At 70.3% G+C, this 24,633-nt stretch carries 23 protein-coding genes, 1 tRNA gene and 2 pseudogenes; 9 read left to right on the top strand and 17 right to left on the bottom strand.

The genetic code is table 11. The annotated features are described in order from the left end of the window. Position 1 precedes the first annotated feature (1 nt). Positions 2–298 carry an NIPSNAP family protein gene (locus ACRWNP_RS02235; protein ID WP_431959132.1) on the top strand — a complete coding sequence of 99 codons (297 nt, stop codon included), beginning with the start codon at positions 2–4 and terminating at the stop codon, positions 296–298. Here ACRWNP_RS02235 and ACRWNP_RS02230 read toward each other — a convergent pair. After that, positions 256–720, bottom strand: coding sequence for a hypothetical protein (locus tag ACRWNP_RS02230; protein ID WP_431959131.1), 465 nt, complete (start codon positions 718–720; stop codon positions 256–258). The genes ACRWNP_RS02235 and ACRWNP_RS02230 overlap by 43 nt on opposite strands. A gap of 163 nt (positions 721–883) precedes the next feature. Here ACRWNP_RS02230 and ACRWNP_RS02225 point away from each other — a divergent pair, with 163 nt between their 5' ends. From ACRWNP_RS02225 to ACRWNP_RS02215, 3 genes are read left to right on the top strand one after another with little or no spacing between them, the layout of a single operon-like run. Next, complete coding sequence (locus tag ACRWNP_RS02225; RefSeq protein ID WP_431959130.1) at positions 884–2,905, top strand: PA14 domain-containing protein; 2,022 nt, start codon at positions 884–886, stop codon at positions 2,903–2,905. 59 nt (positions 2,906–2,964) lie between these two features. Further along, positions 2,965–4,149, top strand: a complete 1,185-nt coding sequence (locus ACRWNP_RS02220; protein WP_431959129.1) for an ImmA/IrrE family metallo-endopeptidase — start codon at positions 2,965–2,967, stop codon at positions 4,147–4,149. Next, positions 4,146–4,691 carry a hypothetical protein gene (locus ACRWNP_RS02215; protein WP_431959128.1) on the top strand — a complete coding sequence of 182 codons (546 nt, stop codon included), beginning with the start codon at positions 4,146–4,148 and terminating at the stop codon, positions 4,689–4,691. The genes ACRWNP_RS02220 and ACRWNP_RS02215 overlap by 4 nt, the downstream gene beginning before the upstream one ends. Before the next feature lie 18 nt (positions 4,692–4,709). Here ACRWNP_RS02215 and ACRWNP_RS02210 read toward each other — a convergent pair whose 3' ends face one another. The 4 genes from ACRWNP_RS02210 to dnaK are packed head-to-tail and all read right to left on the bottom strand — an operon-like array spanning position 4,710 to position 8,900. Continuing rightward, a complete protein-coding gene (locus ACRWNP_RS02210; protein ID WP_431959127.1) occupies positions 4,710–5,174 on the bottom strand; it encodes a heat shock protein transcriptional repressor HspR in 465 nt (154 codons plus the stop codon). A gap of 4 nt (positions 5,175–5,178) precedes the next feature. Continuing rightward, positions 5,179–6,354 carry a molecular chaperone DnaJ gene (gene dnaJ, locus ACRWNP_RS02205; RefSeq protein WP_431959126.1) on the bottom strand — a complete coding sequence of 392 codons (1,176 nt, stop codon included), beginning with the start codon at positions 6,352–6,354 and terminating at the stop codon, positions 5,179–5,181. 33 nt (positions 6,355–6,387) lie between these two features. Further along, positions 6,388–7,059 (bottom strand): nucleotide exchange factor GrpE, encoded by a 672-nt coding sequence (gene grpE / locus ACRWNP_RS02200; protein WP_431959125.1) that lies wholly within the window; start codon positions 7,057–7,059, stop codon positions 6,388–6,390. Next, entirely contained in the window at positions 7,056–8,900 is a 1,845-nt protein-coding gene (dnaK, locus tag ACRWNP_RS02195) for a molecular chaperone DnaK (RefSeq protein WP_431959124.1), read from the bottom strand. Before dnaK ends, grpE begins: the two co-directional genes overlap by 4 nt. A gap of 366 nt (positions 8,901–9,266) precedes the next feature. Between dnaK and ACRWNP_RS02190 the strand changes: the two genes are divergently transcribed. After that, the gene (locus ACRWNP_RS02190; RefSeq protein WP_431959123.1) at positions 9,267–11,534 is read left to right on the top strand and encodes a (Fe-S)-binding protein; all 2,268 of its coding nucleotides are present in this window, start codon (positions 9,267–9,269) and stop codon (positions 11,532–11,534) included. A gap of 89 nt (positions 11,535–11,623) precedes the next feature. Here ACRWNP_RS02190 and ACRWNP_RS02185 read toward each other — a convergent pair whose 3' ends face one another. Next, positions 11,624–12,424 carry a thioredoxin domain-containing protein gene (locus ACRWNP_RS02185; protein ID WP_431959122.1) on the bottom strand — a complete coding sequence of 267 codons (801 nt, stop codon included), beginning with the start codon at positions 12,422–12,424 and terminating at the stop codon, positions 11,624–11,626. A 136-nt stretch (positions 12,425–12,560) separates the two neighbouring features. Between ACRWNP_RS02185 and ACRWNP_RS02180 the strand changes: the two genes are divergently transcribed. Together ACRWNP_RS02180 and ACRWNP_RS02175 are read left to right on the top strand one after the other, a co-directional pair. Beyond that, positions 12,561–12,719 carry an FG-GAP repeat protein gene (locus ACRWNP_RS02180; protein ID WP_431959121.1) on the top strand — a complete coding sequence of 53 codons (159 nt, stop codon included), beginning with the start codon at positions 12,561–12,563 and terminating at the stop codon, positions 12,717–12,719. A 162-nt stretch (positions 12,720–12,881) separates the two neighbouring features. Continuing rightward, positions 12,882–13,739, top strand: a complete 858-nt coding sequence (locus tag ACRWNP_RS02175) for a Yip1 family protein (RefSeq protein ID WP_431959120.1) — start codon at positions 12,882–12,884, stop codon at positions 13,737–13,739. Positions 13,740–14,061: 322 nt separating this feature from the next. On the opposite strand, the gene ACRWNP_RS02170 is transcribed toward ACRWNP_RS02175, so the two are convergent. After that, a complete protein-coding gene (locus ACRWNP_RS02170; RefSeq protein ID WP_431959119.1) occupies positions 14,062–14,562 on the bottom strand; it encodes a phosphoribosyltransferase in 501 nt (166 codons plus the stop codon). Positions 14,563–14,566: 4 nt separating this feature from the next. Beyond that, on the bottom strand, positions 14,567–15,142 hold the full coding sequence (dcd, locus tag ACRWNP_RS02165) for a dCTP deaminase (protein WP_431959118.1): 576 nt from the start codon (positions 15,140–15,142) through the stop codon (positions 14,567–14,569). A 499-nt stretch (positions 15,143–15,641) separates the two neighbouring features. Between dcd and ACRWNP_RS02160 the strand changes: the two genes are divergently transcribed. After that, positions 15,642–15,715 (top strand) — tRNA-Gly (locus tag ACRWNP_RS02160). Positions 15,716–15,766: 51 nt separating this feature from the next. Here ACRWNP_RS02160 and ACRWNP_RS02155 read toward each other — a convergent pair. The 7 genes and pseudogenes from ACRWNP_RS02155 to ACRWNP_RS02125 form a co-directional block, all read right to left on the bottom strand. Beyond that, a pseudogene (locus ACRWNP_RS02155) lies at positions 15,767–16,408 on the bottom strand (tyrosine-type recombinase/integrase); the annotation flags it as partial. A 71-nt stretch (positions 16,409–16,479) separates the two neighbouring features. Continuing rightward, complete coding sequence (locus ACRWNP_RS02150; protein ID WP_431959117.1) at positions 16,480–16,668, bottom strand: mobile element transfer protein; 189 nt, start codon at positions 16,666–16,668, stop codon at positions 16,480–16,482. A 2-nt stretch (positions 16,669–16,670) separates the two neighbouring features. Next, positions 16,671–16,850, bottom strand: a complete 180-nt coding sequence (locus ACRWNP_RS02145) for a hypothetical protein (protein WP_431959116.1) — start codon at positions 16,848–16,850, stop codon at positions 16,671–16,673. Between the two features lie 16 nt (positions 16,851–16,866). Further along, positions 16,867–17,490 carry a DUF2637 domain-containing protein gene (locus ACRWNP_RS02140; RefSeq protein ID WP_431959231.1) on the bottom strand — a complete coding sequence of 208 codons (624 nt, stop codon included), beginning with the start codon at positions 17,488–17,490 and terminating at the stop codon, positions 16,867–16,869. 121 nt (positions 17,491–17,611) lie between these two features. Beyond that, positions 17,612–17,860, bottom strand: a complete 249-nt coding sequence (locus ACRWNP_RS02135; RefSeq protein ID WP_431959115.1) for a hypothetical protein — start codon at positions 17,858–17,860, stop codon at positions 17,612–17,614. A gap of 247 nt (positions 17,861–18,107) precedes the next feature. Then, positions 18,108–19,349, bottom strand: a complete 1,242-nt coding sequence (locus ACRWNP_RS02130; RefSeq protein WP_431959114.1) for a PP2C family protein-serine/threonine phosphatase — start codon at positions 19,347–19,349, stop codon at positions 18,108–18,110. A gap of 939 nt (positions 19,350–20,288) precedes the next feature. Next, positions 20,289–20,735: pseudogene (locus tag ACRWNP_RS02125) on the bottom strand (tyrosine-type recombinase/integrase); the annotation flags it as partial. Between the two features lie 325 nt (positions 20,736–21,060). On the opposite strand from ACRWNP_RS02125, the gene ACRWNP_RS02120 reads away from it, so the two are divergent. After that, the gene (locus ACRWNP_RS02120; protein ID WP_431959113.1) at positions 21,061–21,549 is read left to right on the top strand and encodes a hypothetical protein; all 489 of its coding nucleotides are present in this window, start codon (positions 21,061–21,063) and stop codon (positions 21,547–21,549) included. Positions 21,550–22,645: 1,096 nt separating this feature from the next. On the opposite strand, the gene ACRWNP_RS02115 is transcribed toward ACRWNP_RS02120, so the two are convergent. Next, a complete protein-coding gene (locus ACRWNP_RS02115; protein ID WP_431959112.1) occupies positions 22,646–23,665 on the bottom strand; it encodes an ABC transporter in 1,020 nt (339 codons plus the stop codon). After that, complete coding sequence (locus tag ACRWNP_RS02110) at positions 23,662–24,621, bottom strand: ABC transporter ATP-binding protein (RefSeq protein ID WP_431959230.1); 960 nt, start codon at positions 24,619–24,621, stop codon at positions 23,662–23,664. The genes ACRWNP_RS02115 and ACRWNP_RS02110 overlap by 4 nt, the downstream gene beginning before the upstream one ends. Positions 24,622–24,633: the final 12 nt, after the last annotated feature.

Here is a 24,633-nt window from a genome sequence, read left to right as displayed (position 1 = left end):
ATTGCCCAGGACCACACAGCTGCGCACGTACACCATCAAGCCGGAGATGCTCGACGCCTGGCTCGGCCTGTGGCACACGGAGATCGTGCCGCTGCGCCGTGCCCACGGCTTCGAGATCGGCCTGGCCTGGGTGGACCGCGAGCGCAGCCAGTTCGTCTGGCTGATCGCCTACGACGGCGAGGACGGCTTCGCCGCGGCCAACGCCCGCTACTGGAACAGCCCCGAACGCGAGCGGATGCCGCTGCAGCCCGAGGACTACCTCGTCGGGAGCGAGGTCCGCGACGTCGAACCGGCCTGAGCCGCCGCCCACATCACGGCCGCCACCCACACCGGCAGCCACACGGCCGCCACCAGGGCGCCCGCCCCGGCCGCCGCACCCGCCACGCCCATCTCCCGGCGCCGGGCCCACACCGACCCGGCGCCGCCCACCACGAGCAGCGCCGCCACCACCGGGACCGGCACCAGCCCCGCGTACCGCGGCACGCCCACGTCCCCGTACGCCGCCACGCCCACGCTCACCAGGACCAGCGCCATCAGCCCGGCGATCCACCACGGCCCCTCGCGCCGCGCGGCCAGCCGCAGCCCGGCCCACATCGCCACGGTCGCCAGTCCTACGTCCAGCCCCTCGGCGCCCCAGTCGGTCCCGAGCGGCACCGAGCCGGCCACCATCCCCAGGGCCAGCCCCACCACGATCCCGGCTCCGACGCCTCTGTGCGGCATACGAACCGTCTTCCCCACCGCGCGCTTCGCACCCCGCCCCGCCCCGCGGACCACCCCTTCGGCGGGGCCGCCGCCCGGGAACGGCACAGCATGATCACGGGCCCCCGCAAGGACTTGGCACAACCGTTCGACACCTGCCAGGCTCCTCCCCAGGGAGGGATCTTTGACCACGTCCACACGCGCCCGCGCCATCGCGCTCGCGTTCGCCACGACCGCCGCGGGCCTCGCCCTGCCCGCCGGCGCCGCACACGCGGCCACCACCTGCTCCACCGGGGTGTGGGTCGCGTCGTACTACGGCAACACCACCTTCAAGGGCACTCCGAAGAAGACCACCTGCGACACCTCGATCAACGAGAACTACGGCACCGGCGACCCCGCCGGCGTCACCCTGCCGAAGGACAACTTCGGCGTCCGCTGGAACCTCACACGGGACTTCGGCTCCGGCGGCCCCTTCACGTTCACCGCCGCCGCCCGCGACGGCATCCGCGTCTACCTCGACGGCAGCCGGAAGATCGACCTGTGGAAGGACGTCTCCACCACCCGGACCAAGACGCTCAACCTCACGGTCCCCAAGGGCAGGCACGCCCTCCGCGTCGACTTCGCCGCCTTCAAGGGCAGCGCCAACGTCAAGTTCACGTACGCGCCGCGCACGTCGGCGTCGGTGGACAAGACCAAGCCGCTGACGCCGACCGGGCTGAAGGCCCCGGCCAGCGGGCACGCGTTCGTCCTCTCGTGGACCAAGGGCGCGGAGATGGACCTCGCCGGGTACCGCGTCTACCGGCGCACGGGCACCGGCGCCTGGGCCCGGATCGGCGGCAGCGCGCTCGTGACCACGTCGTCCTACCGTGACGTGCCGGCCGCCACGGGGGCGAAGTACTCGTACGCGGTCACCTCCGTCGACAAGGCCGGCAACGCCTCCGCGATGTCGTCCGCGGTGACGGTCACCTCGATCGACGAACAGGCCCCGGCCGCGCCGACCGGCCTGAAGGCCGCGGTCACCGCCGACGGCAAGGGCTACGCCCTGACCTGGAACGCGGTATCGGACGCCAAGCAGTACCGGGTCTACCGGTCGACGTCGGCGGCGGACCCGTGGACGCAGATCGGCACCCCGTCGGCCGCGTCGTACACCGACACGACGGCCGCCGCCAAGACGACGTACTCGTACGCCGTCGCCGCGGTGGACGCCGCCGGCAACACCTCCGCGAAGTCCGCGTCCGCGGGCGCGGCCCCGCTGGTGATCCGGCCGGACGCACCCGGTGACGTGGCGGCGACCCCCCTCGAGAACCTCCTCGGTGTCAAGCTGACGTGGAGCCTCCCCAGCGCGCAGGCCGTCGGGACGTACACGGTGTACCGCTCGACCACCTCGCCGGTGGACCCGGCCACCGCGACCCCCGTCGGCTGCAGGGTCGATGACGAGGGCGACCTCGGCGCGGACCCGGTCCGGTACAGCTGCACCGACAACGGGTGGGTCCTGCAGCGCGGCGTGACCTACCACTACGCCGTCACGCAGACCGCCGACGGCGTCGCTTCGCTCCCCTCCAACGAGGTGACCTTCACGGTGCCCGGCGACGAGGAACCCCCGGCCGCGGTCACCGGACTGACCGCCGAGGCGACCGAGTACGGGGTGCGGCTGGACTGGGACCGCAACACCGAGCCGGACCTGGCCCGGTACACCGTCTACCGCGGCGAACTGGTCGAAACCGAGGAGGAACCGGTCTGCTACGGGCTCGAGTCTGCCTGGCTGGGACCGGACACCACCGAGTACCTCGGCGCCCGGCTGCCCGACGGCGAAACGGCCTGCTACTTCGTCGACGTCGTGGACACCTGGGGCAACTCCCGCTTCGAGTCGACCCATGAGGCCGATGTGGTGACCTTCACCGAACTCGACCTCACTCCGTCCGTCGCCACCCCCGATGACTCACCCGTCGCCGTGCAGGCCAAGGGCACGGACACCGGGGTCGATCTGTCGTGGGAGCCCGTGACGGCGGCCGTCGGTTACCGCGTCGAGCGCTGGAACCGGGAGGCGGGCGAGTACCAGGCGCTCACCGCGGAGGCCGTGACCGGCACCTCCTGGACCGACGCCACCGCCACCCGCGGTACCACCCACTTCTACCGGGTGACCGCGCTCTACGCGGACGGCACGGAGTCGCAGCCGGGCGGCGCCCACGCCATCCTGCTGCCGTAGCATCTCGGCGACACCGGGCGGGCCTTGCGATTATCGCAAGGTCCGCCTACCCTTTTCCCATGGACCCACATGTCATCGAACGTGTACGCACCGTGATGGACGCGGCCGCGATGACCAAGGCCGCGTTCGCCCGGACGGTCGGGCTCACGCCCGACAAGCTGTCGAAGTCCCTGAGCGGCGTGCGCCGCTTCACCTCGCTCGACCTGGCGCTGATCGCGGAGGCGGGCGGCACGACCGTGGACTGGCTGCTGACAGGCAACGAGCCGCTGCGCCCCGCGCTCGCCGCCCGTACGCGGGGTGCCACCGCCGCTGACCCCGCGGGGGCGCAGGAGGTCGCGGCGCGGTTCGCCGGCGCCTACGAGGTGCTGGAGCTGCTGGGCCGCGCGAGGGAGTTGCCCGCCGTGCCGGAGGTGGACGCGGCGGCGGAGCGGTACGCGGCACAGGGAGAACGGCTGGCGGCCGAGGTGCTGGAGCGGTTGCCGGCCGCGGAGCTGGCCACGGACGAGCTGATCGCGGCGATGGAGGACCTCTTCGGGGTGGACGTCGCCATCACCGGGCTCCCCCAGGGTGTGGACGGACTCGCGTGGCAGGCCGACTCCTTCCGCCTCCTCCTGCTCGCGCCCACCGATCTGTGGACGCGGCAGCGCTTCACCCTGGCCCACGAGCTCTGCCACATCCTCGCCAGGGACGCCCGCGGTGTCGTGGTCGAGTCCCATGTCGCCCCCGGCCGGCAGAAGGACCTGGCCGAGGTGCGGGCCAATGTCTTCGCCTCACATCTGCTCATGCCCGCACGGGAGTTGACCGAAGCCGCCGCCGCGGAGGCCGAACCGGCGGACACCGCCTTCGAGCGGCTGGTCGTCCGCTTCCGCGTGTCACCGAGCGCTCTCGCCGCGCGACTCCACCAACTGGGCCTGGTCGACGCCGCACGCCGCAAACAGCTGCGCGCCCTCACCACGGAGGCCTGCCACCTGCTCGCGGGCGCCGGCGACGACTACCAGAAGCAGGCCTCGCGGGCCTCGGCGGAGCGCTTCCCGCCCCGTGTCGCCTCGGAGTTGTACAGGGCCTACCTCGCGGGGGAGACGACCCTGCGCCCGCTGGCCGCACTGCTGGACACGGACGTGGAGCGGCTGCACCGCCTCCTCGCGCCCGCCCCGACCCCGGGCAACGGCGCCGAACACGCCGAACACATCGAGCACGTCGAACAACTGGACGCGGAAGAAGGGGATCCGGTCTTCCAGCCATGACCACATGGTGGTTCCCCGACAACACGGTCCTGTGCAACTTCGCGGCCGTCGACCGGCTGCTCCTGCTGGAGAAGGTGCTGGACGGCCGCGGCCGCTGGACCCAGGCCGTGGCCTGGGAGGCCGCCCGCTCCGCGCGCTTCCTGCCGCGGATGGCCGGGCTGGCGGAGGCCGGGTGGCTCGGCGAGCCCGTGGAGATCACCGACGGCGCCGAACTACGGGAGGTCGACCGGCTGCGCCGGGCGGTCTTCGGCGGCTCGTCCCATCTGCCGACCAAGCACCTCGGCGAGGCCGAGACCTGTGTGCTGATCACCCGGCGCCGCGAGTTCGGGGGTTCGGTCTGGATCACCGACGACCGCTCGGCCCGCGACTTCGCGCGCCGGCGCGGCATCACCACCAAGGAGACCTTCGACCTCGTGCGGGGGGCCTGCGCCGAAGGGCTCGTCCCCGCGCCGGAGGGTCACCGACTGCTGGAGGCGATGGTCGCCTCGGGGCGCTTCCTGCACCGCGTCTCGCGGGGTCCCGAGGACCTGATGAGGGCCTAGTCCGGGCCTAGTCCCGGCTCACTCCGGCCGCTTCGGCCGCCACACCACCAGCGCGGAGGTCTGCTGGACGTCCTGGTAGGGCACCAGGTCACGCCGGTACGAGGCGTGGACGGCGGCCTCCCGCTGCTGCATGGCCGCCGCCGCGCCCTCCAGCGCCGCGGAGAGCTCGGCGACCCGCGACTGCAGGGCCGCCACCTGGTTCTCCAGTTCGATGATGCGCTTGATGCCGGCCAGGTTGATGCCCTCGTCCTGGGAGAGGCGCTGAACCTCGCGCAGGAGTTCGATGTCACGAGCCGAGTAACGGCGGCCGCGCCCGGCCGTGCGGTCGGGCGAGACCAGGCCGAGACGGTCGTACTGGCGCAGGGTCTGCGGGTGCAGCCCGGAGAGCTGGGCCGCCACCGAGATGACGTAGACGGGGGACTCCTCGGTCAGCTCGTACGGGTTGCGGCCCCGTCCGCCACGCATGCCGCCGCTCGTGTTCATCGGCTCAGACTCCCTTCGCGGCCTTGAACAGCTCTGCCCGCGGGTCGGTGTCCGCGGTCGCCTCCCGGTACGCCTCCAGGGCGTCCAGCGCCTTGCCCTCGGTGGCCGCCGGGACGGCGACCTCGATCGTGACCAGCAGATCCCCGCGGGTGCCGTCCTTGCGGACCGCGCCCTTGCCGCGGGCCCGCAGCGTGCGCCCGTTGGGCGTGCCGGGGGGCAGCTTCAGGGTCACGGCGGGGCCACCGAGCGTCGGGACCTTGATCTCCCCACCCAGCGCCGCCTCCACGAAGGTGACGGGCACGGTGATCGTGAGGTTGTCGGCCTTGCGGCCGAACACCGGGTGCGGGTCGACGTGCACGGTGACGTACAGGTCGCCGCCCGGGCCGCCGCGTTCGCCCGGCGCGCCCTTGCCGCGCAGCCGGATGCGCTGCCCGTCGGTGACGCCCGCCGGGATGCGCACCTGCATGGTGCGCGCCGAACGGGCCCGGCCGCTGCCGTTGCAGACCTCGCAGGGGTCCTGCGCGATCAGGCCGCGGCCCTTGCAGTCCGTGCACGGGTCGGTGAGCGAGAAACTGCCGCTGCCGCCGCGCGAGATCTGGCCGGTGCCGACGCAGGTCGGGCACACCCGGGGCGTGCCGTTCTTGTCACCGGTGCCGGAACAGGCCTTGCAGGGGGCCTGGCTGGTCATCTTCAGCGGCACGGTGGCGCCGTCCACCGCCTCGGTGAACTTCAGCGTCACCTCGGTCTCGATGTCCTGGCCGCGCCGCGGCTGGGTACGGGTCGTACCGGCGCCGCGGTTGAACAGCCCGCCGAACACGTCCCCGAGGCCGCCGCCGAAGCCGCCGCCCTGGGCGGTGCCGCCGGGGCCACCGCCGAAGAGGTCACCGAGGTCGAAGCCGAACCCGCCCGCGCCGGCCGGGCCGGTGCGGAAGCCGCCGTTGCCGAAGAGGGCGCGGCCCTCGTCGTACTCCTTGCGGCGCTTGGGGTCCGACAGGACGTCGTTGGCCTCGGAGATCTCCTTGAAGCGCTCCTCGGCCTTGGCGTCGCCCTTGTTGGCGTCCGGGTGGAACTCGCGGGCGAGCTTCCGGTACGCCTTCTTGATCTCCGCCTCGGTGGCGTCCTTCGGAACGCCGAGGACCTTGTAGAGATCCTTCTCGAACAAATCCCTGCTGATGCTCATCCCCGGCGTCCCTCCTTCCGTGCGCTACCCACGTCAGCCCTGGTCGGGGCCACCGTTCTCCTCGTCCGCCGTGTCGTCGTTCTTCTGCGTGCCCTGCGAGCCCGGCTGGGGCTCGGCCACGGCCACCCGCGCGGGGCGGATGGTGCGTTCACCGATGCGATACCCGGGCTGCAGGATCTGCACGCAGGTCGTCTGTGTGACGTCCGGCGAGTAACTGTGCATCAGGGCCTCGTGCACCAGCGGGTCGAAGGGCTCGCCCTCCTTGCCGAACTGCTGCAGCCCCATCTTGGCGACGACCGTCTCCAGGGACTCGCCGACCGACTTGAACCCGCCGACCAGCTCCTTGTGGTCCCGGGCGCGGCCGATGTCGTCGAGCACCGGGAGCAGCTCGGTGAGCAGGTTCGCGATCGCGATCTCGCGGACCGCGATCCGGTCCCGCTCCACCCGGCGGCGGTAGTTCTGGTACTCCGCCTGGAGCCGCTGGAGGTCCGCGGTGCGCTCACCGAGCGCCGTGCGCACCTGGTCCAGCGGCGCCTGCAGAGCGACATTGGCGGTGGTGTCCCCGGCGGGGGCCGCCGGGCCTGCCTGGTCGGCGGACCCGGCGCCGGGCCCCGCCTCGCCGGGGGAGTCCCCCGGCGAGGTGGAACCGGCCTCGGCAGAGGGGACGACAGGCTCCTCCTCGAAGCCCGGGGTCTCCTCCGTCACGCGGCACCGTCCTTCTTGTCCTCGTCGACGATCTCGGCGTCGACGACGTCGTCGTCGGCCTGGGCCCCGCCCGCGGCACCGGCGGCACCGGTCGCGCCGCCCTCGGCCTGGGCATTGGCGTACAGCGCCTGGCCCAGCTTCTGCGAGGTGGCGGCGACCTTCTCGGTGGCCTCGCGGATGGCGGCGGAGTCCTCGCCCTTCAGCTTCTCCTTCAGGTCCGCGACGGCCGCCTCGACCTCGGTCTTGACGTCACCGGGGACCTTGTCCTCGTTGTCCTTGAGGAACTTCTCGGTCTGGTAGACCAGCTGCTCGGCCTGGTTGCGGGTCTCGGCGGACTCGCGGCGCTTGTGGTCCTCCTCCGCGTACTGCTCGGCCTCGCGCATCATGCGGTCGATGTCGTCCTTCGGCAGCGCCGAGCCACCGGTGACCGTCATGCGCTGCTCCTTGCCGGTACCGAGGTCCTTGGCGGAGACGTGCATGATGCCGTTGGCGTCGATGTCGAAGGCGACCTCGATCTGCGGGATGCCGCGCGGGGCCGGCGGAAGGCCGGTCAGCTCGAACATGCCGAGCTTCTTGTTGTACGCCGCGATCTCGCGTTCGCCCTGGTAGACCTGGATCTGCACCGACGGCTGGTTGTCCTCGGCCGTGGTGAAGATCTCCGAGCGCTTGGTCGGGATCGTGGTGTTGCGCTCGATCAGCTTGGTCATGATGCCGCCCTTGGTCTCGATGCCGAGGGACAGCGGGGTCACGTCGAGGAGCAGGACGTCCTTGACCTCGCCCTTGAGGACACCGGCCTGGAGCGCGGCGCCGATGGCGACGACCTCGTCGGGGTTGACACCCTTGTTGGCGTCCTGACCGCCGGTCAGCTCCTTGACGAGCTCGGCGACGGCGGGCATACGGGTCGAGCCGCCGACGAGGACGACGTGGTCGATCTCGGAGAGCTGGATGCCAGCGTCCTTGATCACGTTGTGGAACGGGATCTTGCAGCGCTCCAGCAGGTCCTGGGACAGCTGCTGGAACTGGGCGCGGGTGAGCTTCTCGTCCAGGTGCAGCGGGCCCTCGGCGGAGGCCGTGATGTAGGGCAGGTTGATCGAGGTCTCGGTGGACGAGGACAGCTCGATCTTCGCCTTCTCGGCGGCCTCGCGCAGACGCTGCAGCGCCATCTTGTCCTTGGACAGGTCCACGCCGTGACCCGAGGCGAACTGCTTCACCAGGTAGTCGACGATGCGCTGGTCCCAGTCGTCACCACCGAGGTGGTTGTCGCCGTTGGTGGCCTTCACCTCGACGACGCCGTCGCCGATCTCCAGCAGCGAGACGTCGAAGGTGCCGCCACCGAGGTCGAAGACGAGGATGGTCTGGTCGTCCTTGTCCAGGCCGTACGCCAGGGCGGCGGCCGTCGGCTCGTTGACGATGCGCAGGACGTTGAGACCCGCGATCTCGCCGGCCTCCTTGGTGGCCTGGCGCTCGGAGTCGTTGAAGTACGCCGGGACGGTGATCACCGCGTCGGTGACCTTCTCACCCAGGTACGCCTCGGCGTCACGCTTCAGCTTCTGCAGGATGAAGGCGCTCATCTGCTGCGGGTTGAAGTCCTTGCCGTCCAGGTTGATCTTCCAGTCGGTGCCCATGTGGCGCTTGACCGACCGGACGGTCCTGTCGACGTTGGTGACGGCCTGGCGCTTGGCGACCTCGCCGACGAGCACCTCACCGTTCTTGGCGAAGGCGACGACGGACGGCGTGGTCCTGGCACCCTCGGCGTTGGTGATGACGGTGGGCTCGCCGCCTTCGAGAACGCTGACGACGGAGTTAGTCGTGCCCAGGTCGATGCCGACCGCACGTGCCATGGTGGAATCCTCCAGCTGCCTACTTGAGTGGAACTGGCTCAAGGGTGCCGCAGACCTCGCGCCCTGTCAACAGACCTGAGTCGCCGCGACTCAACTTATGCGTCACCCCTGCACGCACGGGCGGCCACGGCGTGCGACCGCGGGACCGCCGGACCACCCCAGGGGCCCGGCACGGCCCCGGGGGAGCCCGGAACGACCCGCGCGTGCCCGAGGAAGGCACCCCTCAGCGACACAGATCACCGGCGGCGCGGCTGCGCACGTACGCCGATACTGGGTAGTCTCAGGAGAACCAATTAAGTTACTGCTTAGTATTCAGCCGGGCATCAGCCCCGAGCCTCCGCTCTCGCAGGTCCGAGGAGCCCCGAAATGCAACTCGCCGCGATCATCGTGTCGCTGGTACTCGCCGTGGTCGGCGTCGCGCTGTTCAGCCGCGCCATCGCCCAGATCTACCGGTTCGTGCGACTCGGCCAGGACGTCCCCGCGGGCACCCGCACGGACGACTGGCGAGCCCGCACCGCCACGGTGGTCCGGGAGTTCCTCGGCCACACCCGGATGAACCGCTGGGGCGTGATCGGCGTCGCCCACTGGTTCGTCGCCATCGGCTTCTTCTCCCTCGTGCTCACCCTGGTGAACGCCTTCGGCCAGCTCTTCGAGGCCGACTGGGCGCTGCCCGTCATCGGCCACTGGCTGCCGTACGAGGTCTTCGTCGAGTTCATCGGCCTGATGACCACCCTCGGCATCCTCACGCTGATCGCGATCCGCCAGCTGTCCCGCCCGGGCCGGGCGGGCCGCAAGTCCCGCTTCGCGGGCTCCAACACCGGCCAGGCCTACTTCGTCGAGTCCGTGATCCTCATCATCGGCCTCGCGATCATGACGCTGCGCGGCCTGGAGGGCGCCCTGGCGGAGGTGCACGGCTACGAGGCCGCCTACTTCGCCTCGTACCCGCTGGTCGCCGCCTTCAAGGGGCTGAACGTCGGCACGCTGCAGAACCTGGTCTACCTGACCGCGATGATCAAGATCGGGACCTCGTTCGTCTGGATGATCACGGTCGGGCTCAGGACCGACATGGGCATCGCCTGGCACCGCTTCCTGGCCTTCCCGAACATCTGGTTCAAGCGGAACGCCGACGGCGCCGTCGCGCTCGGCGCCCTGCAGCCGATGTCCTCCGGCGGCAAGCCGATCGACTTCGAGGACCCGGGCGAGGACGACGTCTTCGGCGTCAGCCAGGTGGAGCAGTTCTCCTGGAAGGGCATCCTCGACTTCTCCACCTGCACCGAGTGCGGCCGCTGCCAGTCGCAGTGCCCCGCATGGAACACCGGCAAGCCGCTCTCCCCGAAGCTGCTGATCATGTCGCTGCGCGACCACGCGCACGCCAAGGCGCCCTACCTGCTCGCCGGCGGCGGCAAGACCATGGAGGGCGAGGAGAAGGCCTCCCAGGAGCAGCTCGCCGGGGTCCCGGCCACGGCCCTCGCCGAGGCCGAGCGCCCGCTGATCGGCACCGCCGAGGAGAACGGCGTCATCGACCCGGACGTCCTGTGGTCCTGCACCACCTGCGGCGCCTGCGTCGAGCAGTGCCCGGTGGACATCGAGCACATCGACCACATCGTCGACATGCGCCGCTACCAGGTCATGATCGAGTCCTCGTTCCCGTCCGAGGCGGGCACGATGCTCAAGAACCTGGAGAAGAAGGGCAACCCCTGGGGCCTGCCCAAGAAGCAGCGGCTGGCCTGGGTCAAGGAGGTCGAGTTCGAGGTCCCCGTCGTGGGCGAGGACATCGAGGACCTCACCGAGGTGGAGTACCTGTTCTGGGTCGGCTGCGCCGGCTCCCTGGAGGACCGCGCCAAGAAGACCACCAAGGCCTTCGCCGAGCTGCTCCACATCGCGGGCGTCAAGTTCGCGATCATGGGCGGCGAGGAGAACTGCACCGGTGACTCCGCCCGGCGCCTGGGCAACGAGTTCCTCTTCCAGCAGCTGGGCGCCGAGAACGTCGCCATGCTGAACATGGCCTTCGGCGAGGACGACGAGGACGAGTCGACGAAGAAGCCGAAGGCGCAGAAGAAGATCGTCGCCACCTGCCCGCACTGCTTCAACACCCTGGCCAACGAGTACCCGCAGCTCGGCGGCGAGTACGAGGTCATCCACCACACCCAGCTGCTGCAGCACCTGGTCGACGAGGGCAAGCTCGTCCCCGTCACCCCGGTCGAGGGCATCATCACCTACCACGACCCGTGCTACCTGGGCCGCCACAACAAGGTCTACACGCCGCCGCGCGAGATCATCGCCAAGGTGCCGGGCCTGCGGAACGAGGAGATGCACCGCCACAAGGAGCGCGGCTTCTGCTGCGGCGCCGGCGGCGCCCGCATGTGGATGGAGGAGCGGATCGGCAAGCGCATCAACAACGAGCGCGTCGACGAGGCGCTGTCCCTCAACCCGGACATCGTCTCCACCGCCTGCCCGTTCTGCCTGGTGATGCTCTCCGACTCCGTCAACGGCAAGAAGAACGAGGGCAAGGCCAAGGAGACGCTGCAGGTGGTCGACGTGTCCCAGCTGCTGCTGGACTCGGTCAAGACCCCGCTCGACCCCGACGGCGAGCCGGAGACGGCCGGCGAGCCGCAGCCGGAGCCCGCGAAGTAGCCCGGTCCGCGGACGGACGCGAGAACGCCGGTGGGCGCGTACGGATCCCGTACGCGCCCACCGGCGTTCGCGGTGGCTCCCCGGCGCCCTCAGCCGCCGATGCCGGACTGGCGCAGCAGTGCGGCGAAGGAGGTCGGGTCGAAGAGCTTCTGCAGGTCGGCCTGGGACACCGCCGTGCCGTCGATCTTCACGTACGGGGTGCCCGTGGCGCCGCTCTTGACGAAGGCGTCCTCGGACGCGGTCACGAAGTCCGCGTAGGACTGCTTCCGCACCGCGTCGTCGAATGCCGCCCCGCGCAGCCCCTTCACCTTGCCCGCGAGTTCCAGCAGGTACGCGTCGGTGAACCCGTCCACCTGCTCCCGCGGCTGGTTCGCGTAGAGCAGCTCGTGGTAGGTCGCGAAGGCCCCGGTGCCCGCCTCGACGGACGCGCGCAGGGCGCCCGCGGCCTTCTTCGAACCGCTGCCCTCGAGGTTGTCGTCCAGGAACGAGGCCAGGGTGTACTGCAGCCTGATGTCGCCGGCCCTCGCCAGCGCCGCCAGCTGCGGCCCGGCGGCCGTCTCGAACGCCTTGCAGACCGGGCAGCGCGGGTCCTCGTAGATGTGGACGGTCTTCGGCGCCGCCGGGTCGCCCACCGTGATCGTCGTCCCGTCCGCCTCCAGACGGGCGGGCAGCGCGGCCAGCACCGCGGGGTCCGGCTTCACCGGCACGTCGCCCACGGCGGAGGACGCGGCGGGGGAGCTCCCCGCGGCCGGCGCATCGGGGGAACCGGAGTCGGTCGTCAGCAGCCCGCACCCCGTCACCGCCAGGGTCAGCAACCCCGCGACCGCCGCGCTGACCGCGGCCCGCGCTGAGGTGCGCGCGGTCCCGCGCGCGGCATTCCGTACGGCCATGACAACCATCGGCACTTCCCGTCCCTTCGGATCCGTTCCGCCCCGAACGGTAGGGCTTCACGGGCCCGCGTGCCCAACGGCGCGACCGTCCGGCCGGCGTGCCCGGGGCCAGGGCCCGGCCGCCACGCGGCCACCGGTGGACCTCGACCAGAGCACGGCGGGCGTACCCGGCAGCGACGTGGCCGGCGACCGCTTCGGTCTGTCCCTGGCCGCGGCCGACCTCACCGGCGACGGCCGCGCGGACCTCGCGGCCGGCGTGCCCACCGCGTCCGTCATCCGGCTGAACGCCGGGTGAGCGGACGCGGCGCCCCCTGTGCGGACCGCGGCCCCAGTTCGGCGCGGCTTCGGCAACTGACCCGGCCCGCGCGGCTGTGGAATCTGTCACAGCTTGGCAGCAATGCCCCTCCGGGGGCGGAGGCCACCGTCCTCCGCCCCCGGGACCGGGTACGTTCGAGACGTGGCTGGATTCAGGAACGGACGCGGACGGGACGGGGACGTGCAGCACCCGCATCAGCAGTACGGCGGCTACCCGCAGCAGAACACCTCGCCGGGCGGGCAGCAGCCCCACCACGGCTTCGCGCCGGCCGCCGAGGGTGAGCCCGAGTACTTCGGCTCGGCGGCGTCGGCACCCTCGTACGACAACAACCCCGGGCACACCCGCGCCTTCTCCATCGGCGACGCGCCCGACGCCTACGACCCATACGCGCAGCAGTCCCCGCAGCCGGACCAGGTGTCCACCTACCGCGCGGGCCACACCACGGCGCCCCCGGCCGGCCCACGGCTCGGCTGGAAGCAGCTGCTGAGCGGGGTCGTCATGCGCCCGTCCGCCACCTTCTGGCAGATGCGCGACTACCAGGTGTGGGGCCCCGCCCTCATCGTCACCTTCCTCTACGGGCTGCTCGCCGTCTTCGGCTTCGACAGCGCCCGCGAGGACGTGCTCGACGCCACCCTCTCCAACAGCGTCCCCTGGGTGGCGTGCACGGCCATCGCCGTCATCCTCAGCGGCCTGATGCTCGGCGCCGTCACCAACGCCCTCGCCCGCCAGCTCGGCGGCGCCGGCGCCTTTGCGCCCACCGTCGGCCTGGCGATGCTCATCACCTCGCTGACCGACGCCCCGCGACTGGCTTTCGCCGTCTTCCTGGGCAGCGCCAACAGCTTCGTCCAGTTCCTCGGCTGGGCCACCTGGATCGGCTGCGCCGCGCTGCTGACCTCGATGGTCTCCAAGTCCCACGACCTGCCGTGGCCCAAGGCCCTGGGTGCCGCGTCGATCCAGCTGATCGCACTGCTGGTGCTCTTCAAGCTGCCGGTGATCTGAGACCGCCACCCTCGGGCACACCAATCCATGTATGGGGCGCCACTCCGGGAGTGGCGCCCCATCGCGTCGCCGGTCCCACCACCAGCGGACACCGGCGACAACACCGCCGGCCGCCAGCAATGACACGCCGAACCAGAAGACCGACCTGAAGGTCGGACACCCGCGTTTCCCTCCCCAGGCGGACATCGGGACAGCCCCACCCGCCGGGGACCATACGGTCGCCACGACCGTCTCCTTACGGCGGTAGGCCGCCGGGGCTCAGAACCGGCAATGCCGGACGCACGGGACCGCTCGTTCACCACCGAGAGCCGAGATCCCACTGTCACGCGTCCCTGACCTGACCCTCGCGGCGAACGAGGGGACCTTCCACGCTCCACGGGAAGTTGATCCAGTCATCGGTGCGCTTCCAGACGTAGTCGCACTTCACGAGCGAGTGCGACTTCTCGTAGATCACCGCGCTGCGCACCTCCGCGACGTGGTCGGCGCAGAAGTCCCGGACGAGCTTGAGCGTCTTGCCCGTGTCGGCGACGTCGTCCGCGACCAGTACCTTCTTGTCGGAGAAGTCGATCACGTTCGGCACCGGGGCCAGCATCACCGGCATCTCCAGCGTCGTCCCGACCCCGGTGTAGAACTCCACGTTCACCAGGTGGATGTTCTTGCAGTCCAGCGCGTACGCGAGGCCGCCCGCCACGAAGACCCCGCCGCGGGCGATCGACAGCACGATGTCCGGCTGGAAGCCGTCGTCGGCGATGGTCTGCGCCAGATCCCGCACCGCCTGCCCGAAGGCCTCGTACGTCAGGTTCTCCCGCGCCGGCCCGCCCATGGGCTCAGACCTGCGTCCGGTGGAAGTTGAGGTAGGAACGCGACGGCGTCGGCCCCCGCTGCCCCTGGTACCGCGAGCCGTACTTGTCCGAGCCGTACGGGAACTCCGCCGCCGAGGTCAGGCGGAACAGGCACAGCTGCCCGATCTTCATGCCCGGCCAGAGCTTGATCGGCAGCGTGGCGACGTTCGACAGCTCCAGCGTCACGTGCCCCGAGAAACCGGGGTCGATGAAACCCGCCGTCGAGTGCGTCAGCAGCCCCAGCCGGCCGAGGCTCGACTTGCCCTCCAGGCGCGAGGCGATGTCGTCCGGTAGGGAGATCACCTCGTACGTCGAGGCCAGCACGAACTCCCCGGGGTGGAGGATGAACGCGTCGTCCCCCTCCGGCTCCACCAGCCGCGTCAGGTCCGGCTGCTCCACGGCCGGGTCGATGTGCGGATACCGGTGGTTCTCGAACACCCGGAAGAAGCGGTCCAGCCGGACGTCGATGCTCGACGGCTGCACCATCGACGGCTCGTACGGGTCGATGCCGACCCGTCCGTTGTCGATCTCGGTCCGGATGTCCTTGTCAGAGAGAAGCACGCAAGCAGGTTACGCGGGGGCGGGGCTCCGGGCCGAATCGAGCCGACCCGGCCCGGGGTCCCCGCGTCACGTCCGACCTGCGCGTCCGGACCCGCGCGGCTATTTCCCGCTGTCAGCCGCCACGGGGACGGCGCTGCGCAACCGCGCACACCGCGGACACCTGATCAACCGCCCGGGGCCGAGCCTTCCGGCCCCCAGGTTCTGCATCGGGAACGTAGCGGTGCTGAATACGTGCCCCTCGGCACAACGAACGACGGTGCGATCCATCGCTCCCCTTCTCCCCGGTACCTCAACGACGAAAGCCACATTAGGGGATGAACTCACCCCCGCCTCACGCGGCACTCCGCCCACTTGGGCACCCCGAGCCCCCTCACCGTACGCCCCTCACGCCTCCCCGCGCACGCTGTCCGGGAGCAACACGAAAGGCCCCGGAGGTATGCCTCCGGGGCCGGGCATGGGGTACAGTGTGCGAGGTCAGATGCCTCAACAGGTGTCTTACGCGGGTGTAGTTTAATGGTAGAACATGAGCTTCCCAAGCTCAGAGCGCGGGTTCGATTCCCGTCACCCGCTCCAGCAGAAAGCCCCAGGCGAACAGCCCGGGGCTTCTTTGTTGTCTAGACCTCTTTATCCGCCCCGTGCCCGTTGCGTGCCCGATGAGCCGTCGTCGTGCCCGTCGATTGATTTGCGGTCGGCCCGCACCCGAGCATCGAGCGCGGCGGCGATCTCCTTCTGCCGCTCCAGCGTCGAGTGCTGGTAGATCAGCGCAGCACGCTCGGAGGATTGGCCTGCACGGACCATGGCGTCCTTGAGCGTGGCGCCCGACTGCGTCGCCAGCGTGTGGCCGGTATGGCGCAGATCGTAGAAACGGAAGTTCTCCGGCAGGCCGACTTTGGCCCGGGCTTTCCGCCATTTCCGACCGAAGGACGACCGCCGGAACGGGGCACCCTTTTCGCCGACGAACAGCAGCCCGTTCGGGTCCTTCTCCGCGAACCACTTCACGTGGCGGTCCACATCCCTGTGCATAAACTCCGGCAGCACGATGAACCGCTTCCCCGCTTCGGACTTGGTCTCCCCCACGGCCCGCCGGCCGGTGGTCAGCTCGGGAGCGGCACGACGGACCCACACGCCGAGCGGGTCCAGGCTCACGTCCGGCCGCCGGAGCTCCGCTTGCTCCTCAGGTCGGGCGGGGCCGTAGGCCGCGAGGTAGACCATCAGCCGCCAGCGCGGGCCGATGGCGTCGGACCTGTCTGGGGTGGACGCCGGGCGGGATCAGCTCGGAGGGGCGGTGGTAGGCCCTCAGTTGCGCGTCGGGGTGGCGCACGATGGGTCATCTCCTTTCAGGGCTGACAGCGGTGGGTGCGGGCGGCGAGTTCGGCGCCGGAGCGGTCGCGGTAGTCGGTGGAGAAGCCGCAGCCGGGCGCGGTGCAGGCGGCGGTGTGGCGAGTGTGTCCGCGGCCGTCGTGGTAGCTGCCGACCTTGACGGGGCCGATGCGGATCACGTTGAAGAAGCGGTTCGGTCGCGGCATGGTCAGTCCTCCCGCCGGGTGAAGTCGTCGGCGTGGTCGGTGAGCCACTGCTGGATCTCGGGGTGTTCGTCGTCGGTGGCCTGGTTGATCGCGGCCTCGCCCATGCGCATGCCGTCGACCAGGCGGTTAGCGCGGGTGAGTTCGGCGGAGCGTTCCAGGGCGGCGCGGATGCGCGGACGCATTGAGGTGTCCTCCTTCTCAGGTGAGTTGGGCGGCGATCACGTCTGCCAGTGCGGGCGGGACGCCGAGGCGGGTGCGCAGGGTCGCGGCGTCGATCGGCGTACCGGTGGCGGCGTGGTGGGTGTCGGCGACCTTCCGGGCGTGTGCCAGCAGCGCCGGCGGCACGGACGGCGACGACGCGGCAGCGGGCGCAGCGGACGGGGGAAGTTCGGGCGCGTGCTCGGGGGCCCGTTCGACCGTCACCTGCGCAGCGGCTTCCGCAACGACCGGGGCCGGTTCGGGTACCGGAGTCGGCTCAGCGGTCGGGGCGGGTGTGGGGGTGTGGGCGAGCAGGGTGCCACCGAGGAAGGCCAGGGCGGGCCATCCGGCGACGAGGATGCGCAGCCAGGCCGGGACGGCGTTCATGTCGAGGAGTCCGGCGGTGGCGATGTTCGCCCCGAGGGACGCGGCCAGGGCGATCACGAACCAGGTCCAGGCGGCGCGGGCCGGGAGGTCAGCGGCACGTAGGGCGCGCATGCGGCGCCAGGCGGCGACCAGCAGCAGGTCGACGGAGATGGGGTAGGCCCGGGCTTTCCAGTCGTGCTGGCCGGCGGCATCGGCGATGTCGTGCAGATGGGCGAAGGACAGCGCGCCGGCGATCATCGCCTGAATAAGGACCGGGTCGAAGCGGTTGGGGCGGGCCACGGGGGTCACCTCCTTTCAGGGATGGGTGGGGTAGGGACCTGGCGCGGGGAACGGCCGCGCCGACCGTGAGGCGAGGGTGTTACTCGGTGACTGGGCGGGGCCCGGTCAACGGCACCGCGTCAGCGGCCGGCTCCGGCAGCGTGGGGATGTCCGGCCGGAACGGGGCCAGGGCGGGGAGGTTGGGGACCAGGTCGGCGTGCGCGCGGCAGACCGCGGCGGTGCCGGTGATCGAGGTCAGCGGGGTGCGGATGTGGGTCCAGCCCCCGGAGGCGTCACCGGCCACGGCGACCCCGGGGCGGTCGGCGGCGATGGCGGTTGCGGCGTGCATGACGACAATGGTCAGCGATGTCGGCCCAGCCGAGGTGAGGATGGTCGTAAGTACGGTGGCCGCCGCAGGGTCAAGCATCAGATGAAGCCCCGCTGTCAACCATCAACCGCAGGCAGGAGCCAGCCCGATTCGCGGCCAGCGTACGGGCCCCGATCTCTCGCCCCATGGCAGCTCCAGCCCAAAGCCTCTCCACGCCGACCGTCACTGTAGGTAACGGGCTGCTGTGGGGACGATCAGCAGTGGTCGTCTAGCCCACGGTTGCCAGGTGGTCTGCGGTGCCGCCGCGCCACTCGAAGAGGAAGATCGTCGCGTCGTCGCTGGTGACCCCGCCTCGTGCACGCTTCAGCGCGTGGGAAAGGACCCGCACTATGGCCCTTACGCTCGTCTCCTTGGCCCCGACCCGCGTGATGATGTCGACCAGTTGGTCAAGGCCGAACTGTCCCCCTCCGGCTTCGCGTTCCTCGATGAGACCGTCGGTGAAGCACAGCACCCGATCGCCGCGCCGCAGCATCAGTTCGCTGATGCGGGGCTCCTCTCCACCGAAGCCGACCGGCAGGGTTGTCCGGCTCTCCAGTCGCTGGATGACACGCCGGTCGCGGATGAGGAGCGGTTCCGGATGGCCGGCGTTCACCCATTGCAGGTGTCCTGTCGAGATGTTGAGGTGCATCATCTGCGCGGTGACGAAGTGCTCGGGTCCGAACTGTTCAGCGATGACCTGGTCCATGAACGCGTAGATCTCGGCTAGTTGCACATCGGCGCGCCGGGCGTGGCGGTACGCACCGATGGCCGCGGTCGCCATCACGGCGGCGTCCAGGCCGTGGCCCATCGCGTCGATCACGGCCAGGTGCAGGATGTCGTCGTTGAGGGCGTAGTCGAAGCTGTCGCCCGCGACGGCATAGGCGGGCTCGAGGATTCCCGCCACCTCGACCTGGGGGACGGACATCATCAGCGGGGGCAGCAGGGACCACTGAATCTCTGCGGCTACGGTCATCGTGGCTCGCCGCCGGGCCTTCGTGAATTGATCGGTATAGCTGTTCTTCGTCACCAGCATGTCGGCGACCATGCCGGCGAGCCGCCGCAGCAGCCGCCGGTCGTCGTCATCCACGCTGTCCATCGTGACGCCCAGCACCCCCACCTGATCGCTGCCGTCCAGCAATGGCAGGAACAGCCGGATCCCATCCGCCAGCGGCACCTCCACGAGCGTTGCCTCCAGAAACGCCCGACCGGCATCAGATCCCGCAATGGGTACGGCCGCGCCACCGACGAGTCGTCTGCCCGGCAGCGGCACAAGCATGATCTGTTCATAGTCCTGCAGGAGCACTGAGACGGCACGTCCGCCCATCCTGGCGATCTCTTCCGCGATCAGCGGCGCGATCAATTGCGGCGGCATCTCGTGAGCACGGTCGAGCAACACGCCCAGCAGCCGTTCCCCGAATCCCTCGGACCGGTCGACCGGGACGTCGTCAGGACCAGAGGGCACTTCCGACATACCCCCATATGAACATGATCTCCGCGCTCTCCCTGCGCCGACACTCATGAGGCGAGCTGCCAAGGCACTTCCCGCCCCACTGCGCCGTGGTGGACTGAGTGTCCAACTGCGCTACAACGGCCCCGCACCGGGACGGACGAGCACGGACGATCGCGCACAGTTCACGCAGGTCACCGGAGGTCCAGCCCCAGGTCGCAGCACCACACGCATTGCTTCGGGACGAAGATGCGCGTTCGAGTGGCTATGACTGTCTGCGCCGCCACCAGCTTCGACGCGAGCGAGCTATAGAAGCTCGAAGTAGCCGGATCGCCACATCGTGCCCATATTGCACAGCCAGTGCGAGCGGCGTGGCCCCCGCCGGGATCTTCCAACTCCGGGTCTGTCCCGAAGGCAAGGAGGATGGCGGTCGTGTGCACCCTCGGGGGCTGCCCGCTCTGCAGCGCAGAATCCCCCTCTATGTCGATTGCACGGGTGAGAAGCGTCGAGTTGCCAACTACCTCGTCAGGATCGGCCCCCGCACCGAGGAGACGGGCCAGTGTCTCCGCGTCCTCCATCTCGACCGCTTGATGAGCCGGCGTGCTGGTGTTCCCCATCTCAATCACGATCAGAGTGAATCGATGCCGATCCGCCGCTGCAAGCCGGTTCACCAGTCGCCGTGCCCGTTCCGTGCCCGAGAGGGCGGTAAACCACGGTCAACGACGGGTTCCGGGGCGAGATCATTGGTTCGCCCACACCGCCGTTGGCGCCGGTCAGAGCATTGCCGGGACCGCAGGGACCGGTGATTCCCAAGCTCAGAGCGCGGGTTCGATTCCCGTCACCCGCTCCAGCAGAAAGCCCCAGGCGAGCAGCCCGGGGCTTCTTTGTTGTCCAGACCTCTTTATCTCTCCCGTGGCGTTGTGTGGTGCCCGATGAGCCGTCGTCATGCCCGTCGATTGACTTGCGGTCAGCCCGCACCCAGGCATCGAGCGCGGCGTCGATCTCCTTGTCGTTCCAGCGTCGAGTGCTGGTCGATCAGCGCAGCACGTTCGGAGGACTGGCCTGCGCGAACCATGGCGTCCTTGAGCGTGGCACCCGATTGCGTCGCCAAGGTGTGGCCCGTGTGGCGCAGATCGTAGAAACGGAAGTTCTCCGGCAGGCCGACTTTGGCCCGGGCTTTCCGCCATTTACGCCCGAAGGACGAACGCCGGAACGGGCACCCTTTTCGCCGACGAACAGCAGCCCGGCCGGGTCCTTCTCCGCGAACCACTTCACGTGGCGATCCACATCCCTGTGCATAAACTCCGGCAACACGATCAAGGCACTCCCGCCGAGCAGAGCACGGCGGCGCGCGGCCCGGCACCTCGGGCCGACGCTCCTGTCCGCGCCCCGCTCCGGCCCGGCCCAGCGAGCCTCGAAGATCGGGGCCCACACGAGGAAGACAGGAGCATGGTTGGTCAGAACTCGGTGGTCGCCCCAGCAGTCCTGATGGGTGGGGCGGAGGCACTTGCACGGGTCCGTCCGCCGCATCCTCCCGTACAGCCCCCAGGTCTGGAGTGGCTGCGGCACGTGAACGGCGACCGCGTCACTGCGCTGGAGCAGTTCGTCACGGGCTGGTACCCAGCCACCGCCGGCACCCACGGATCCAGCATGCGAAGGCGGGCTCTCCGCAGCCCTGTCTGAAGGGCTCGAGCAGCTCTATCGACTGGCGGAGCACCGGCCAGGTGTTCTGGGGGTGCAGAACTACATCGTTCAGGACCCTGGCAGGGAAACCGACATCTGTGGGGACATGCGTGTCTTCGGTGTGGAGAACCAAGGATGTTTTTACTGGTCCCTATTGTGGTCGCTCGGCGAGCCCGAGGGCGATCCCACGGTCTGGTACCGGGAGGACGCCGAACCGCCTATCGCCGAACTTGAACCGCTCAGCGGCTTTCTCGTTCAGTTCTCACTCTTCGAGGCCTCAATGGGCGCCGACTACAAGGCACTGTCGCGCGAAATCAGCGGAGAACAGGTTCAACAGCTCACCGAAGGTCTGCGCCTGGTCCCTCTGCGTCCCTTCTGGCCAGGGACATCTACCCGCTTCTACGTGGCCCCGGGACTCGTCATGCACGTCTCGAACGGGTGGGAGGACAATCAGTTCACTGCCTGGGCTGGGGCCACTCACCGCAGCGCTCTGGCCCCTTTGGCCCACATGGACATCGACTGGCTCCGTTACGACGGGTGAAGCAGACGCCCGGTAAATGAGTGACCTGGGCATCCTGCCAGTCACGCTCGCGCAACTCGGCCACCACCGACTCCCAGCGGGCAACGTCAACCTCGGTGGCCTTGGTGGCGAAACCCTTGAAACCCAGGCCACACGATCGCGGCGAGCCCGCCTCAGCGTCCTCGTTCATGCCTCCGAAGTCCGGTGCGTTCGCGGGAACGCCCGCGTCGGCCGCGGAGGTGTCGAGGTCCGTCCGCACGACTTCCTTTGTGAGCGGTCCGGTGCCTTCTGGCCGGGGCGACGCCGGGGCGGCGGCCGCGTCCGTGCCGACGTCGCCGGCCCCGCAGCCTGCAACGCCGAACGCGATGACCGCCATCACCACGGCGGCCCACTTCGTACTGCGCAAAGTCGCATCCTCCCAGGTCCGGGGGCTGCGCGCCCCCGTGATCGAGGGAGGAGTCTGCCACGCGGTGCCAACAGGACGACACGGATTATGCGATCAGTTAGGAGCGAGGTGGGGCGATCGCCGGCCTGGCCGGTGGATTTCCCCTCCTTGGACGGAGCGGGGGAAGATCCCCTTGCGTACCGCGATTCCCCCTGATTCCTGGCCGCGGCCGCGGACCGTCCGGCCATTGCGTCGTCGCCCTTCACCAATGGTCAGCCTCGGACGGCCCAGAGACGGCCCAGCGAACTGGCCACCCGCGTCGTCGGCTGGTCAGCTGCGACCACCAAGCACACCGAACTGGTCCTCGCCTGCCTGGAGATGGCTCTGTGACGGCGCGACCGCAGCGGCACCAGGCCGGTGGCCGGCGAGCTGATCCATCACTCGGATGCCGGCCCGGCCGTGTGCCGGCGACCAGCGCGCGCGGGCGCCTTGCGCCGCCCCGAGGACGGGCCACGGCAGGGCCCGGATCGGCGCGGCGAGGAAGACCTCGAAGGGGACGAGCAGTCCCCGTCGCCGGGGTTCGCGACGACGGGGAAGCTGCCGGGCTCCGAAGTACGCGGCGCGCAGCGGGAAGTGGGCGCACGCGACCCCGGCGGCGACCGCGACGAGCTGAGCAACCCGCGGCTCGGTGCGTCACCCGGGGTCGTGTCGTCGCGGCTTGTTGACGTCGCGTCAGACGACGCGCTTGCGGCCCCAGAAGAAGACGAAGACCGTGACGGCGACGGTCAGGGCGAAGAGGATCGAGGCACCGAGCCACTGCATGCCGCTCATCTGGGTGATGGGGAGGTAGTCCACCGCCCAGCCCACGATGCCCTTCTGCTGCCGGCAGGCCTCGACGGCCTTGTCCGATCCCGCGTGCACGCAGGTGCTCCAGCCGAGGGTCTCCCCGGAGGACGTGACGTACGACTGGTCGATCTCGAAGGCGGCGGTGGGGAGGGGCGGGGTGCCGCCGTCGACTCCCGAGTCCGTGGTGACCCTGATGACGTGGCCGAGGTCGAGCCGGAAGTGGGCCCAGACCACCTGGACCGCGGCCGCGAAGAAGAAGGTCACGACCATGGAGAGCAGGGTGCGGCGCAGGACCATGCCGATCGCGACGCCGCCCAGGACGGTGAAGAGCGCGAGCGCGACGGGCACGGGCCCGGTGTTGTCGAACGCGGGGCCGGAGCTCCAGTCCAGGACCGTGTTCTGCTTGCTGACCGGTGCCCACCACCGGCCGAAGGTGAACGAGAGGGCCACGGTGCAGACCACGACCACCAGGGCGCTGATACCGATCTTGGCGGCGAGCCAGCGGGCGGGGCCGGCGGCCTGGGAGGTGACGAGCTTGGCCGTGCCGCTCTCCAGGTCACCGGCGAGCAAGGGGGCACCGAGGAAGACACCGAGCAGGATGGGGATGAAACCGAGCCCGAGGGACGCCTTCGTGAGCGCGGCACTGTACGGGCTGATGTTCTCCGTCCACGTGTCGGGTGAGGAGTGGGGCCAGCCCTTGGCGGTGAGGTGGTCGAGCAGCCCGGCGCGCTGGTAGAGCATCCACGCCACGGCGATGGCTGTCACGGCCAGCAGGGTCCAGTAGGCGGCGCGGTGCTGGCGCCAGACGAGCCAGATCATGCCGCTCAGCCGGGGGCGGCGGACGCCCCGGGTGGCGACGGGGGGCGCGGGCGTCGCGGCGGACGGGGTCGTGGTCAGGCTGCTCATGCCGCCGCCCCCCGCGGGCCGTTCGTGCCGTACGGCCGGCCCGGGATCTGGGCCACGGGGCTGATCAGCGGTGGCGCTTGGGGGGAGCGCAGGTAGGCGAGCAGGAGTTCCTCCAACTGCGGGGTGTGGGACTGCCACTGGCCGCTCACCGGGCCGTCCGGACGGATGAGGGCGGTGCCCTGGCGTCCGCTGGTGCGGTACTCGACCACGGTGTGTCGGGCGAGGTCCGCGGGGATGCCCGCGCCCTCGCCGCTCGCGACGCCCCGCAGCAGCACGTGGGCGCTGCGGATCTCGTCCACATCACCGGCGATGCGCAGGCCGCCCGTGGAGATGACCAGCAGGAAGTCGCAGACGCTCTCCAGCTCGCTCAGCATGTGGGAGGACATCAGCACCGTGGTGCCGTGCTCGGCGGCCTCGGCCATCAGGGTGGTCATGAGCTCGTGGCGCACCAGCGGGTCGAGGTCGGACATCGGCTCGTCGAGCAGCAGCAGGTCGGGCCGCTTGCCGAAGGCGAGGGCGAAGGCGACACGCGTGCGCTGACCGCCGGAGAGGGTGCCGACCTTGGCGTCCATGGGCACGTTGCCCGCGCGGACGATCTGCTCGGCGGCCCGCTGGTCCCAGCCGGGGTTGAGCTCGCGGCCCAGGCGCAGGGTCTCGGCCACCGTGAAGCGGCGGAACAACGGCTTCTCCTGGGCGAGGAACGCGGTGCGGCGGCCCGCCTCGGCGGACTGCGGTGCCGCTCCGAACACCGTGAGGGTGCCCTCCGTCGGCTCCAGCAGGTTGGCGGCGATCGACATCAGCGTCGTCTTGCCCGCGCCGTTGGGACCCACCAGCCCGCAGATCCGGCCGGCCGGCAGCCGGAACGAGCAGTCGCGCAGGGCCCAGCCCCGGCGGTACTTCCGGCCGACCCCGTGGGCCTCGATCGCCGACTCCTCCACCGGTCCGCCCATGTCCATGGCATCCGTGGC

Origin of the sequence: Actinacidiphila sp. bgisy160 (genome assembly GCF_965342435.1) — a bacterium.
GTDB lineage: Bacteria > Actinomycetota > Actinomycetes > Streptomycetales > Streptomycetaceae > Actinacidiphila.
This window is presented reverse-complemented; position numbering and strand designations above follow the sequence as displayed.